We start from the raw sequence: 14,221 nt of genomic DNA on the forward strand, positions 1-14,221 counted from the left end.
TTTTTATAGGGTGAGGAACTATAAATAGACAACTGCAGAGGTGAGTAAGAATGGAAAGCAAGGCAGTGGAAAAACCGATGGCCCGGAATGTTTCATATTTGGATTTGGTAAACAAATACGGGCTTTTTGCAGGATTTATTTTGCTTCTGATCATTATGTCGTTCACGTCACCCGTTTTTTTAACGGAAGTAAACCTGATCAATATTCTTAGACAAGTAACTGTCGTCGGTGTAATAGCCGTTGGAATGACATTTGCGATCATCTCGGCAGGAATTGACCTGTCTGTTGGAGCAGTACTCGCTTTTGCAGGCATTGTGATGGTCAGCTTGCAATCTGAAGGTGCTTTTATAGCGGTTGCAGTAGCTTTGTTGGCAGGCATTGTTTGCGGCTTGGCCAACGGAATTGCAATATCAATAGGAAAGGTGCAGCCGTTTATTGTTACATTGGCATCGATGACCATTATCCGCGGAATAACACTAATCCTATCAGACGGCCAACCGATTTCGCTTATTGATTCCACTCTCCTTGGAATCGGTAAAAGTTACCTCGGACCGGTTCCAGTGTTGGTTGTTATTTTTGCAGTCGTGATTTTATTGGGATGGATTCTTCTATCCAAAATGAAATTTGGCCGCCATACTTTTGCAATTGGATCTAGCGAAAGTGCTAGTAAACTTGCAGGGATAAAAATAGATAAATTAAAAATCATGATTTATACCCTAAGTGGCGGATTGGCAGCATTAGCTGGAATCCTTCTGACCAGCCGTTTAAGCTCAGCATCGCCTATTGCAGGAATGGGTTACGAATTAGAGGCAATTGCTGCCGTTGCGATCGGAGGTGCAAAATTAACAGGCGGGACAGGCAGTATGGGAGGTACCCTTCTTGGCGTATTGATTGTCGGTGTGATCAGTAACGGGATGGTCCTTCTTGATGTAAACGCCTATCTTCAACAGGTTGTGAAGGGAGTAATCATTTTTGCCGCAGTTTTGATTGCCAGCAGGAAGAAGTAACCGTATGTAAAAGGATGAAAAATACTAAACTATTATAAAGGGGAATTTCAATGCGTATGAAAAAGAGTTTTAAAATCATTTCCGTTTTTATTTTAGCCTTGCTCCTGATTGTCGGTTGTTCAAAAAATAATGATTCAGCAGGAAGTTCAGACAGCGGTACCGGTGAAAAAGATTCCGGAAAAAAAGGAGAGTATGTTATCGGTGTTACACTAAGCCAAATGTCTGATCCATTTTTCGTTAATGTTAAAGATGGTATTTTTGCTGAAGCGGAACAACAAAATGTTGAGGTGCAATTTGCAGACGGCCAGGCAAATGCCGCTACCCAATTATCCCAGGTTGAGAATTTTATCGCAAAACAAGTAGATTTAATTATCCTTAATCCGGTCGAAGCGGACCCGCTGACACCTGCAGTGCAAGCGGCTAACGATGCCGGGATACCTATCATTACTTTCGACCGCTGGGTTAACGGGGGCGAAACCGTTACACATGTGGGTGCATCTGCAATAGAGGTTGGTGTAAAGGCGGGCGAGGCCCTGTTTGAATATATGGGCGGAAAAGGGAAAATTGCAGTTATCGAGCATATTCCTGGTGCTTCTACAACGATAGACCGGACTAAAGGACTCGAAGAAGCTTTAAAGAAATACCCGGATATTGAAGTCGTTGCCACTCAATCTGCTACATCTCGTGCCGAAGCCATGTCAGTTATGGAAAATATTTTGACTTCAAATCCAGAAATTAATGGTGTATATGCCTATAATGATGATAATGCACTTGGTGCTTCCGATGCGATTATAGCTGCCCAGAAGCAAAATGATGTGGTTGTAGTCGGTGTTGGAGGGACAGCCCCTGCTTTGGAAGCGGTTAAACAAGGTCAACTGCTTGCAACGGTTGATATTCTTCCGTTGGATGAAGGGAAATTGGCTATCAAAACCGCAGTTGATGTGCTAAAAGGCAAGGAAATTACCGAACAAAATGAGGGAAGGACATGGGTTCTTCAAGAATCAAAAATTGTAACCGGGCCTCAATGGGAGAAAAAAGGTAAATAATTTGATTGTTTGAAGATGTGTAATAGATAGATATCGTTTCTTCAACTCGATCGTTCGTAAAGCTAATAAAGGAAATGGGGACTTTTGATATGGAAAATGCCCTGCTCAGCATATCTAATTTATCTAAAAGGTTTTCAGGAGTACTCGCACTCGATAATATTGGTTTTGACCTGTACCCGGGTGAAGTCCATGCTTTAGTTGGTGAAAATGGGGCGGGAAAATCAACGCTTATGAAGACGATTGCAGGAGTTCATCAGCCAGATACTGGGCAAATTGTCGTAGATGGCCGTCATCAAAAGTTTACGAGTACAAGAGATTCCCAAAGTGCCGGAATAAGTATGATCTATCAGGAACTAAACCTTGTTAACTCCCTTAGTATTGCTGCCAATATGTTTTTAAGCAGGGAATTAACAGCAGGTCCTTTTCTGAATGAGTCCCGCATGAATGAAGCTGCGAGAGAAGCCTTAACCCGGATTGGGATCAACCTGAATCCGCAATCACTGGTAGGAAATTTGAGTATGGCCCAGAAACAGCTGGTTGAAATAGCAAAGGCGGTATCGATGCAGTCGAAGATCATTATTATGGATGAACCAACCACGTCATTAACCGATATTGAAAAAAAGCTGTTATTTGATACGGTTGCTATTTTAAAAGCCCAGAGCGTGGGAATTATCTATATCAGCCATGATCTTGATGATGTATTTCTGATTGCCGACCGGATCACGGTCATTCGTGATGGCGCAACAGTGGCGAGCAGTATTGCTTCAGAAACAAGTAAAGCGCAAGTGATCTATCATATGGTAGGCCGTGAGCTTAACCAAATTTATGATTTCCAAAGCAATATTAAGCAGGACGTATTGTTTGAAGTGAACGGACTTTCAAAAAAAGATATGCTGGACAATATTTCTTTTACCGTCAAGGCGGGCGAAATTGTTGGACTGTCAGGTCTCGTCGGTTCGGGGCGCACTGAACTGGCCTATCATTTATACGGATTGATGAAGCCTGACTCAGGTACAATTAAATTAGAGGGGAAAGAAATCTCCATCTCTTCTCCTTCCAAGGCGATAGAAAAAGGAATAAGCCTTGTTCCAGAGGATAGAAAAGAAATGGGTCTATTCCTGGAAATGTCGATTCGTGATAATGCTACCATGTCCAGCCTGGATAACTATATCAGTTTCGGTTTAATCAATTCCAAAACCGAAAGGGATAAGGTTCAAAAGTATATCAACGATTTTCGTATTAAAACAACGGATCCAGAGAAAAAGGTCATAAATCTGAGCGGGGGAAATCAACAAAAAGTTGTTTTAGCACGATCTACTTCGACATTGCCAAAATTGTTGATTCTTGATGAACCGACAAGAGGAGTTGATGTTGGCGCTAAATCCGAAATATACAAGCTGATGTATAAGCTTGCTTCCGAGGGAGTCGGGATTCTGATGATTTCTTCCGAGCTCAACGAAGTGTTGGGGGTTAGTGACCGTATTCTTGTGATGAGGAATGGAACGATTGCCGGTGAAATTTCCAGAGAAGAAGCAACTTCTGAATTGGTTATGCAATATGCAACCGGACAGAGGTAATGTTGGATGTCGTCTATAGCCTCATCAGGCTTATATCCGATCGCCGTGGACGAATCCTGTCCTGAAATCAACCTTAGGATATCTATCCTAAGGTTTTTCTCATATTAGAAATCTCAAAGAATGAAAGGAGTAGTCTAACTTGAAATTGATTACAGTCAATGACTACGAAGAATTAAGCAGAACAGCAGGCGAAATTGTAATAGAAAATGTAAATAATTTTAAGACATTTACTTTAGGACTTGCGACGGGAAGTACACCTGAGGGCTTATATCGCTATTTAGCAGAAGACTATTTGATTAATAAAACTACGTACCAACATGTTAAAACGTTTAACCTTGATGAATATGTTGGTTTAGGGCATGAAAACGAAAGCAGCTATCACTATTATATGAATAAACATTTATTTTCGCATATTGATATTTTAACTGAAAATATTCATCTTCCCAATGGCATAAACAGTGACTTAAAAAGTGAATGCAGTCGATATGAGTCATCAATTGAACAAAACGGGCATATTGATCTGCAAATTTTAGGGCTGGGCCGCAATGGACATATTGGCTTTAACGAACCGGGGACATTGTTCGAATCGAAAACCCATGTTGTCGAGCTTGCCAACACAACAAGGATGGCAAATTCGCGATTCTTCAGTGAATCAGCTGAAATGCCTACTCATGCAATTACAATGGGGATTTCGACGATCTTAAAAAGCAGAGAAATCTTGCTGCTCGTTTCTGGAGTGGAGAAAGCTCAAGCTCTTCACAAGCTGCTGGAAGATGAAGTTTGCGAAGCCTTTCCAGCTTCAATTTTAAAACTGCATCCTAATGTTACAGTCATTGCAGATAAGAATGCATTATCAAGAACTTTTTAGTATTTGATTAGGCTGTTTTCTTGATTAAGTTAATTTGAAACTAAAAAAGCTCCCCAGACAACTACTGAGGAACTTCAAAGGATATTTGACGGGGAGTTATCTGCTTTATGCAATCCCGGCCTTCATCAGCATCCCATCCAAAGAACGCTCCATATTCTGTTCCATCCATTTAGCGATCTCAAGTAGCTGATGTAGATCAGTGCCTGTTTCTATTTCCATACCATGAAACATATTGACCATATCCTCTGTACATACATTCCCAACAGCTTTTGGAGCGAACGGACAGCCGCCCAAGCCAGCAATCGAGGAGTCGAATCTGTTTACTCCGGCTTGAAATCCTGCTAATGTATTTGCCAGGCCAAGTCCACGAGTGTTGTGGAAATGAAGTCCCAATGATATTTCCGATCCAAAAGCGTCTATAAATCCTTTAATTACTTTTTGCACTTGTATCGGATTGGCCATTCCGGTTGTATCAGCCAGTGTAATTTTCGTACAACCTGCTTGTAAAAATTTTTCAGCCACTTTCAATACTCGTGATAAAGGCACATCTCCTTCAAACGGGCAGCCGAATGCAGTTCCAAGAACACCCGCGACGCCTTTGCCTGCTTCAACACCTTCACGAATGACCTTTGATAATTCTTCGACAGCTTGATCCACGGTTCTTTTCGCATTCCGCATATTAAATTGATCGCTTGTAGCTGTGACAATATGCAAGAAGTCGACCTCTGTTTTTAAAGCACGATCCAGGCCTGACCGGCTTAAGACGAGACCAGCATATATGACATTCTCTCTTTTCGGGAGCAATCGCAGCACTTCTTCAGCGTCAGCCATCTGCGGAACGACCTTGGGGTTAACAAAAGAAACGGCTTCGATACTGCGGATTCCAGCATTGATCAGACGGTTGATCAATTCTACTTTTGTTTCTGTGGAAATGATTTTACATTCATTTTGCAACCCATCGCGGGGGCCCACTTCACAAATTTCGATCATGAATCTTCCTCCTTTAATAGATGATTATTTTTTATTTCCTCAAGATGCCGCAACACATGATCACGCCCCTGAAAAATGTGTTCATGCATGGCGATCCGGGCACGCTCGGGTTCTTTATTTTTAATGGCCTGGAGAATGATCTTATGGACTTCGAGAGATTGTTGAAGCTGAAAATGGTTATACCAGTAAAAAGACCGAAAGACGACCGGAACAACGACAACCTTTGAGATATGAAAGAAAATATGCGAGTTCTTGGAGGCAGCAACAATTGAATTATGAAATTCCTGGTTAACATCGACAATTTCTTTAATGCTGTCCATATCTGATTCAATATACTTAGTGATCACTTTTTCGTATAAATGGTTGGCTGTTTCCATTCTTTTAAGATCTTCGTCAGTGCGGTAAATTGCGGCTTGGCTGGCGCCATATCCTTCGAGCAATGTTCTTAAATCGTATATTTGCCGGATATCCTCTTTTGTAAAATGCCTGACACTGACTCCGCGTTTTAATGGGACCAGCAGTCCTTCTGCTTCAAGCTGCTTAATGGCTTCTCTAACTGGTGTCCTGCTTAAGTTCAATTCCTTTGCCAGTGATTCCTCCGCAAGCCTCATACCCGGCTCATATTTTCCTTGGATAATCGCATCTTTTATGAATTCGTATGCATACATGTGTTAACACCTCACGCATCTATTGTATACAATGTGAAAAATAATATCAATAATATTCTGAAAATAAGTAATGTAAGCGGTTAAATTGATCGTTTTAGCTAAAAAATAAATATTTTTTAAAATGTGGTTGACTTATTGTATACAAACGATTAAATTTGTATACAAGATTAAGAAAATTTAGATTTATGAGTTAATAGAGAAACTTAAACCATAAAGCACAGACAGGAGGGATCCGATTGACTGAAACTCGATTGCCTTTAGAAAATTTACGTGTCATCGAACTGGGTACACTTTTGGCTGGTCCCTTTTCGGGAAGATTACTGGCCGATTTTGGTGCCGAGGTCATTAAAGTGGAACCACCCGGAAAATCAGACCCGATGAGAAACTGGGGGAAGTCCAAAGATGGTGTGGGACTTTGGTGGCCGATTCAATCAAGAAATAAAAAATCTATCACTCTTAATTTGCGTGAAGAAGCAGGCCAGGCCATTTTAAAAGAGATGGTTAAGGAAGCGGATATCATCATCGAGAACTTCCGTCCTGGAACGATGGAAAAGTGGAATCTTTCATACGAAATTTTAGCTGAAATCAATCCGAAAATAATTATGGTAAGAACTTCGGGCTTCGGGCAAACAGGGCCTTATAAACATCGGGCAGGGTTCGGAAGTGTCGGGGAAGCGATGGGCGGTCTCCGTTATGTAACAGGCTTTCCCGATCGACCACCTTCGAGAATTGGCATTTCAATCGGTGATACATTAGCCGCGTTATTCGCAACAATTGGCTGTCTCGTTGCTGTTCATGAAAGAGAGCAGTCCGGGAAAGGCCAGGTCGTCGATACCGCTCTATACGAATCGGTATTTTCGATTATGGAAAGCATCATTCCCGATTACTTGCTTGCTGGCTATGTGAGAGAGCGAATGGGCAATATTCTTCCTGGTGTTGCGCCTTCAAATATTTATTTGACAAAAGATAAAACCTACATCGTTATTGGTGCGAATGCAGATAATGTCTTCAACAGACTTTGTGAAGCGATGGAGCAGCCGGAACTCGCGGAAGACCCGAGGTTTTCCACCCATAATGCCAGAGGGGAAAATATGAAGCTGCTTGATTCGATGATTGAAGAATGGACGAAAAGATTGCCGGCGAAGGAGGCCCTCAAAATTCTCGAGGAAAAAGGCGTGCCATCAGGACTCATCTATTCCGCTAAAGACATTTTGGAGGATCCCCACTATGAAGCAAGAGAAATGATTGTGAATGTTGAACATCCGCAATTAGGTGAATTTGCAATGCCGGGGATTGTTCCGAAGTTAAGCAGGACACCAGGTAAAATAAAGCATCCGGGAGCCGAAGTGGTCGGTAAACATAATGATGAAGTTTACAGAGAAATACTGGGGTACAGCCAGGAAAGGCTGGAAGAGTTGAAGAATGCCAACGTCATATAAAAAAGGGGTTGCGTAATGGGGAAAACCTTATATGAAAAAATCTGGGAAAATCATCTTGTCCATGAAGAGGAAAATCAACCGGCACTCTTGTTCATTGATCTCCACTTAACGCATGAAGTCACTTCACCACAGGCGTTCGAAGGGCTAAGAATCAAAGGACGAAGAGTGAGGCGGCCTGATTTAACGATTGCTACTATGGATCACAGCATTCCAACAAGAGACCGGGACCTGCCGTTTACAGATGAAATAGCCAAAAAGCAAGTGGATGCTTTGGTCAAGAATTGCCGGGATTTCGGCATTAAACTATTTGATCTGAACAGCCGAAATCAGGGGATTGTCCATGTCATTGCACCGGAGCTGGGAATTACCCAGCCGGGCCAGACGATTGTATGCGGTGACAGCCATACTTCCACCCATGGTGCATTTGGAGCTCTTGCCTTTGGAATTGGGACGAGTGAAGTGGAACATGTCTTGGCAACGCAAACGTTAAAGCAATTCAAGTCGAAAACGCTGGCGATCAATATCAATGGAGAGCTTCCAACCGGTACGACAGCGAAAGACTTAATTCTGGCTTTGATAGGAAGATTTGGACATGATTTTGCCACCGGTTATGTAATCGAATACCGCGGTGAAGCGATTCGTAAGCTGTCGATGGAAGAGCGGATGACGATCTGTAATATGTCAATCGAAATGGGCGGAAGAGCAGGCTTAATCGAACCGGATGAAACAACCTTTCAATACTTGAAGGATAAAGAGTGTGCACCGAAAGGCAGTGATTGGGAAGCAGCATTGACAGAATGGAAAAAACTTCATTCCGATTCTGATGCAGCTTTTGATTTAACGGTCGAGTTCGATGCATCGGAAGTCGTTCCACAGGTGACATGGGGAACAAATCCTGGCCAGGTTACCGGTGTTACCGGCAAAGTTCCAGCGATTGCCGAACTTCCTCTTGATCAGAAACGGGCTGCCGAAAAAGCCTTGAACTATATGGGTCTGATTGAGAAGACACCTATAACTGAGATTGCTATAAATAAAGTCTTTATTGGATCCTGTACCAACAGCCGGATCGAGGATTTGCGCAAAGCAGCAAAAATCGTCAGGGGTTACAAAACTGCTGATCATGTAAGGGCCCTGGTCGTCCCGGGTTCACAGCTTGTCAAAAGCCAGGCTGAAAGTGAAGGCCTTGATAAAATCTTTATCGAAGCCGGCTTTGAGTGGCGGGAAGCAGGATGCAGCATGTGCCTCGGAATGAATGAAGATATCGTCCTGCCTGGTGAGCGATGTGCCTCAACATCCAATCGCAATTTTGAAGGCCGGCAGGGAAGGAACGCAAGGACGCATTTGGTCAGTCCGGAAATGGCAGCGGCTGCGGCCATCAAAGGGCATTTTGTTGATATTAGAACTTGGCCAACGAAAACGGCGGAGGAGATAAATCTATGACACATTCATTTTTGAATTATACTGGCATCGTTGCCCCTTTGGATGTTGTGAATGTTGATACGGATGCAATCATTCCGAAGCAGTTTTTAAAAAGAATTGAAAGAACCGGTTTTGGCCAATTTCTGTTCTATGACTGGCGCTTTGAAAATGGAAAAGAGAAAGAGTCGTTTATATTAAATCAGGAAGACTACCGGGATGCCGGGGTATTATTGGCCCGGAAAAACTTTGGATGTGGTTCATCAAGAGAGCATGCTCCATGGGCAATCGCTGATTACGGAATCAAAGTGATCATAGCGCCTTCTTTCGCTGATATATTCTATAACAATTGCTTTAAAAACGGGATATTGCCGATTGAACTAAGTGAAGAAGAAGTGGAACAGCTATTTCAAAAAACAGCCAGTACAAAAGGCTACCAGCTATCGATAGATTTAGAGAGTCAAACTGTAACAGACAATCAAGGCTTTGCAAGTCATTTTGAAGTGGCTCCATACCGGAAAGAGCTGTTGATAAAAGGGTTGGACGAAATTGGTTCCTCCTTACTATTTGAAGAAAAAATTGCTGCTTTTGAGAAGAAACATAAGATTTATTATCGTCTTGATTCTGAAGCTTTTCATACTAATTGAATTTTTATAACAAAAAATGAAAGCGGTAACATTTAAGGAGGGTTATTTAATGAATTGGAAAAGAACGATGATGTTTGGCAAGTTTACAGTCGTGATCATGTTGCTTTTGTTTGTTGCTGCAGGATGCGGTGGAGAAAAGCCTGCAACTGGATCAGCCTCAAGCGGCAGTGGTGGTGGAAAGAAAATCGATGTGATCGATATTTCTGTCACCCATTACCCGACTGGACTATATGCGGTACCTTATGATGTAGGGATTGAGCAAGGCTTTTTTGAAGAGGAAGGAATCAAGATTAATAAGATTGTAGGCAGTGGCGGTGGTGGAACGACGGTTCGCAATGTACTGTCAGGAGATCTTCCATTCGGTGATGTGTCTACCTCTGCTGTACTCCAGTCGTATCTTGCAGGAGCTCCATTGAAGATAGTCAGTGGGGGAGTGCAAAGTGTTAGTGATCTAGTCTATGTTACCCGCAAGGATGCTGACATTGAAAAAGTCGAAGATATGGTCGGAAAAACTTGGGCGTTTACAAACCCTGGCTCCGTAACAGAAACAACATCGCAATTAATCTTTGATTCAAACGGTATTGATCCAAAATCCTTGAAGCTTGTTGCATCCGGTGGAGTCAGTGAAGGACTGACTATGCTGCAGGCAGGAGAGGTGGATGCAACCTTAATGATGGAACCTGCCTATTCCGTTCAAAAGGATGACTGGAAAACACTGTTTCGTGTTTCCGATCATGTCCCTAATTATCAGCAGAGCGTTATCATAACAAGTCCGCAGTTGATTAAGGAAAACCCGGATTTGGTCAAACGTTTCCTAAATGCTTATCAAAAATCGGTAGAATGGACGTACGCAAATCCTGAAGAGGCAGGAAAGATTTTTGCAAAATCGGCAGAAATTGATGAAACAGCTTCCGTTGCAGCGATTAAGGATCTGGCAGATAAAAAACACTGGAGCAGCAAAATTGAACTCGACTCTATGAATAATGTCGTTAAAGGGATGCAGATGGCCAATACCTTAAAGAAAGGCCAGGAAATTGTCTGGGATGAGGTCTTGGACATGGACTTCCTTCCGGATGATCAAAAACTGGATCCGTCCAAACTGGACACGAATAAATAGAGTGGATTTATCAGCATGGCCGGTGATGAGCTCTCATCGACCGGCCCCTGCCATTACTATAAATTTATGAGCAAAGGGGCGGACGCATATGGCTGAACCATTAATGAAAGTGGAAAGTTTAACAAAAGTTTATACTAGCGACGCTAAAGAAGTGGTTGCTTTACAGGATATTGATTTTACTGTCCAGAAAGGGGAATTTATTTCGATCGTTGGCCCGAGCGGATGCGGAAAAACGACATTGCTGGAGATTTTGTCGGGGCTTCGGCTGGCAACAACCGGTTCGGTAAAAATTAAAGGTGAAACAGTCACAGGACCCCATCGTTCGATTGGCATCGTCTTTCAGGAAGAATCTACTTTTCCGTGGAGAACGGTCCAGGAAAATGTTGAGTTTGGATTGCAAATGCAGGGCAGGCCAAAATCAGAGTATCGGGAAAAAGCAAAAAATATGATTGAACTCGTTGGTTTAAAAGGATTTGAACATTCTTATCCGTATGAGTTGTCGGGCGGGATGAGGCAGAGGGTCGCGATCGCAAGGACGCTCGTGACGCAGCCGGAAATAGTTGTGATGGATGAGCCATTCGGAGCATTGGATGAACAGACAAGGTTGATTTTGGGAGGAGAGCTGCTGAAAATAGTCGAACAAACGAAAGCAACTGTTGTGCTCGTCACACACAGCATCCAGGAAGCTGCCCTGCTTTCAGACAAAATTGTCGTCTTGTCAGCAAGGCCAGGGAAGGTGAAGCATCTTATTGAAAGCAATCTGCCAAAACCGCGTGACGCTCATGCATTGACCACTCCGGAATTTGCCGAAATCACACAAAAGCTCTGGTCCAGCCTGGAAGAAGAATCTTTAGTGAAAAAACCTGTATTGAAATATGACAATAACAAGGTGGTAGGACAATGAGGCTTCACCGGGTTGTCCAAATCGTGATAGTCGTTTCTTTATTGGTTTTATATGAAGTAGCAACGCGGATAAACTGGCTTGATCCGTTCACCTTTATCCCTTTTTCGGCGATGTTTATGAATATGATTGGCAACTTGGGCAATCCGGAATATGTAACAAATCATTTTGCGATCACGGCAATGGAAATATTGGCTAGTTTCATTGGAGCAATGATATTTGGCGTAATCTTTGGAATCGTCCTTTGGCGTTCCGATTTAGCCCATCATGTGCTTCAACCGTATTTGCTTTTATTTTACGCGATCCCTTTTTTTGCTTTGTATCCGATTTTTATTAGTATTTTAGGGATTGGACCGTTGCCTGTTATCCTGATTGGATTGCTGTTTGCAATGCCAGCCGTAATCAGCAACACCGCCATCGGCTTCCGCGAAATTAGAAAGGTGCTCGTTAAGGTCGGTCAATCGTGTAATCTCTCGTTTCGCCAAATGTTGATCCACATTTATTTTCCGGCTGCATGGCCGTATATTTTCACTGGAGTCAAACTGGCGGCGGCTTATTCGATTATTGGGGTAATTGCAACCGAGTTTATCCTCTCTTCACGCGGATTAGGCTATACCATTTCGTACGCGTACAATAATTTTGATATGAATGGAATGTACGGTTCCGTTCTCCTTGTGATTGTGATCGCTTTACTCGTCAATGTAGTTCTCGGTTTTATAGAAACTAGAGTATATAGAAGAAACATGTAAAAGGAGTCAAATCTAACATTAAGAGAGGAGAACTTCATGAATACAATGACTTTAGACCAGAAACGCTATAAGTTTGGCAGATATATGGTCCCGCTCGCGATTATCCTGCTCTGGCAGATTATTTACCAAATCATCGGAGCACCGGCGATGGCTTCACCGTGGCAAAGTCTTGCCGATTTAGGGGCGAATACAACCAACTGGCTTGGTGATATGGGAAACACCTTGCTGACGTTATTAGTCTCATTCTTAATTGCGGCGACTTCAGGGGTGATACTCGGGTTTTTTATCGGGTTAAGCTCTTTTTGGACCAAAACACTGTCACCTTTGTTATTAGGATTATACTCGATCCCCAAAGTGACTTTGTATCCGATCTTCCTGTTGATTTTTGGATTAACGATTCAAGGAAGAATGGCATTTTCCGTCTTCCACGGTATCTTTCCGATCATGATTATTTGCATGGAAGCAACGAGAACGGTCCCTGAAATATATCTTAAATTGGCAAAATCGTACCGGATGAGTTTTATGCAAAAAGCCCGGCAGATCCTGATCCCTGCCATCATGCCCCAGCTGGTCGTTGGCCTGCGAATGTGTTTCAGCCTTTGTTTTCTCGGCTTAATCCTGGCTGAGATGTTCGCATCCTATGAAGGTCTGGGACACCGTTTAGTCCATTATATGTCTCTCAATCAGCCGGCCTCGATTCTTGCATTGATCATCATCATTATTTTTATTGCGTTTTTCTTTACATTCCTCTTTCTGCTCTGGCAGGAAAAGAATGAATTAAAGATTGGCAAACGCAAGATGAATCTATCATAAATGAACCATTGTTATACGCAGGGGGAGTATTCTTAGTTTGGAAGAGACACAACTGAAAAAACGTTTATGGAGGAATGATGATGAGTGGCAATTATCGAGTAGGCTTAATCGTGCCGAGCTCAAACACGACGATGGAAACTGAAATTCCGGCAATGCATCACAGCAGGCAGCAGCTTGAAACGAACGAAACGTTTACCTTTCATTCGGCAAGGATGCGAATGAAGCATGTGAATCCAGAAGAATTAAAGAAGATGGACATTGATAGTGAACGATGTGCGATCGAGCTTTCCGACGCCCGATGTGATGTGCTGGCTTACGCTTGTTTGATTGCGATTATGTGCCAGGGACCAGGGTACCACCAAATTTCAGAGGAGAAGTTAAGATCAGCAACAATCGAAAATGGGGGAGGAGCACCGATTGTCAGCAGCGCCGGAGCACTGATTGAAGGCATCGAGACGATCGGGGCGAAGAAGGTTGCGATTATCACCCCGTACATGAAACCTTTAACCAATATGGTTATTGAATATTTAAATACAGCCGGAATCGAGGTAGTCGATTCTATTAGCCTCGAAGTGGCGGACAATCTTGAAGTCGGCCGTTTGGATCCTCTTAAACTTATTGATCACGCAGCCCGTTTGAATACAAAAGGAGCGGACGCTGTTGTGTTATCTGCATGTGTTCAGATGCCTTCTCTTCCTGCTATCCAGACGGTGCAGGAACGTTCAGGACTGCCGGTATTATCTGCTGCGACTTCGACGGTATATAAAATTCTTAAAACATTGAACCTGAATACAGAGGTGCCGAATGCCGGTTATTTGCTGTCAGGAAAGTTTTAATCAGCTCCACAATGTTCGGATTGATGAAAAACAAAAAAACTTTTATATTAAAAAAGACAGGGCTCTCTGTATGGAGAACCTTTTTTTGTTAAGACAGACATATCAGCCTTTCTAGAAGATATGGGGAAATCATTGTGGATACATCAA

14 protein-coding genes are annotated in these 14,221 nt (G+C 42.7%); 12 read left to right on the forward strand and 2 right to left on the reverse strand.

All coding sequences use genetic code 11. From position 1 onward, the window contains the following. Positions 1-50: 50 nt before the first annotated feature. From CU633_RS18505 to nagB, 4 genes are all read left to right on the forward strand, one after another. Positions 51-1,007: an ABC transporter permease gene (locus tag CU633_RS18505; protein WP_257959039.1), complete on the forward strand. Its 957-nt coding sequence runs from the start codon at positions 51-53 to the stop codon at positions 1,005-1,007. Positions 1,008-1,057: 50 nt separating this feature from the next. Then, positions 1,058-2,053, forward strand: a complete 996-nt coding sequence (locus CU633_RS18510; RefSeq protein ID WP_101662055.1) for a sugar ABC transporter substrate-binding protein — start codon at positions 1,058-1,060, stop codon at positions 2,051-2,053. Positions 2,054-2,142: 89 nt separating this feature from the next. Further along, positions 2,143-3,630 carry a sugar ABC transporter ATP-binding protein gene (locus CU633_RS18515; protein WP_180955030.1) on the forward strand — a complete coding sequence of 496 codons (1,488 nt, stop codon included), beginning with the start codon at positions 2,143-2,145 and terminating at the stop codon, positions 3,628-3,630. A 139-nt stretch (positions 3,631-3,769) separates the two neighbouring features. Then, positions 3,770-4,498, forward strand: a complete 729-nt coding sequence (gene nagB / locus CU633_RS18520) for a glucosamine-6-phosphate deaminase (protein WP_101662057.1) — start codon at positions 3,770-3,772, stop codon at positions 4,496-4,498. A 105-nt stretch (positions 4,499-4,603) separates the two neighbouring features. Here the strand turns inward: nagB and CU633_RS18525 are convergent, their stop codons facing one another. Together CU633_RS18525 and CU633_RS18530 are read right to left on the reverse strand one after the other, a co-directional pair. Beyond that, entirely contained in the window at positions 4,604-5,488 is an 885-nt protein-coding gene (locus CU633_RS18525) for a hydroxymethylglutaryl-CoA lyase (protein WP_101662058.1), read from the reverse strand. Then, positions 5,485-6,156: a GntR family transcriptional regulator gene (locus CU633_RS18530; protein WP_101662059.1), complete on the reverse strand. Its 672-nt coding sequence runs from the start codon at positions 6,154-6,156 to the stop codon at positions 5,485-5,487. Before CU633_RS18530 ends, CU633_RS18525 begins: the two co-directional genes overlap by 4 nt. 236 nt (positions 6,157-6,392) lie before the next feature. Between CU633_RS18530 and CU633_RS18535 the strand changes: the two genes are divergently transcribed. The 8 genes from CU633_RS18535 (at position 6,393) to CU633_RS18570 (ending at position 14,074) form a co-directional block, all read left to right on the forward strand. Beyond that, complete coding sequence (locus CU633_RS18535) at positions 6,393-7,595, forward strand: CaiB/BaiF CoA transferase family protein (protein WP_101662060.1); 1,203 nt, start codon at positions 6,393-6,395, stop codon at positions 7,593-7,595. Between the two features lie 15 nt (positions 7,596-7,610). Next, positions 7,611-9,035 carry a 3-isopropylmalate dehydratase large subunit gene (leuC, locus tag CU633_RS18540; RefSeq protein ID WP_101662061.1) on the forward strand — a complete coding sequence of 475 codons (1,425 nt, stop codon included), beginning with the start codon at positions 7,611-7,613 and terminating at the stop codon, positions 9,033-9,035. Next, on the forward strand, positions 9,032-9,658 hold the full coding sequence (gene leuD, locus CU633_RS18545; RefSeq protein WP_101662062.1) for a 3-isopropylmalate dehydratase small subunit: 627 nt from the start codon (positions 9,032-9,034) through the stop codon (positions 9,656-9,658). Before leuC ends, leuD begins: the two co-directional genes overlap by 4 nt. A gap of 49 nt (positions 9,659-9,707) precedes the next feature. Then, positions 9,708-10,775 carry an ABC transporter substrate-binding protein gene (locus CU633_RS18550; RefSeq protein ID WP_180955031.1) on the forward strand — a complete coding sequence of 356 codons (1,068 nt, stop codon included), beginning with the start codon at positions 9,708-9,710 and terminating at the stop codon, positions 10,773-10,775. 88 nt (positions 10,776-10,863) lie between these two features. After that, positions 10,864-11,679, forward strand: a complete 816-nt coding sequence (locus tag CU633_RS18555; protein WP_101662064.1) for an ABC transporter ATP-binding protein — start codon at positions 10,864-10,866, stop codon at positions 11,677-11,679. Further along, positions 11,676-12,425, forward strand: coding sequence for an ABC transporter permease (locus CU633_RS18560; RefSeq protein ID WP_101662065.1), 750 nt, complete (start codon positions 11,676-11,678; stop codon positions 12,423-12,425). Before CU633_RS18555 ends, CU633_RS18560 begins: the two co-directional genes overlap by 4 nt. A gap of 36 nt (positions 12,426-12,461) precedes the next feature. Then, positions 12,462-13,238 (forward strand): ABC transporter permease, encoded by a 777-nt coding sequence (locus CU633_RS18565; protein WP_101662066.1) that lies wholly within the window; start codon positions 12,462-12,464, stop codon positions 13,236-13,238. Positions 13,239-13,318: 80 nt separating this feature from the next. Then, a complete protein-coding gene (locus CU633_RS18570; RefSeq protein WP_101662067.1) occupies positions 13,319-14,074 on the forward strand; it encodes a maleate cis-trans isomerase family protein in 756 nt (251 codons plus the stop codon). Positions 14,075-14,221 lie beyond the last annotated feature (147 nt).

Origin of the sequence: Bacillus sp. V3-13 (assembly GCF_002860165.1) — a bacterium.
GTDB lineage: Bacteria > Bacillota > Bacilli > Bacillales > Cytobacillaceae > Bacillus_BJ.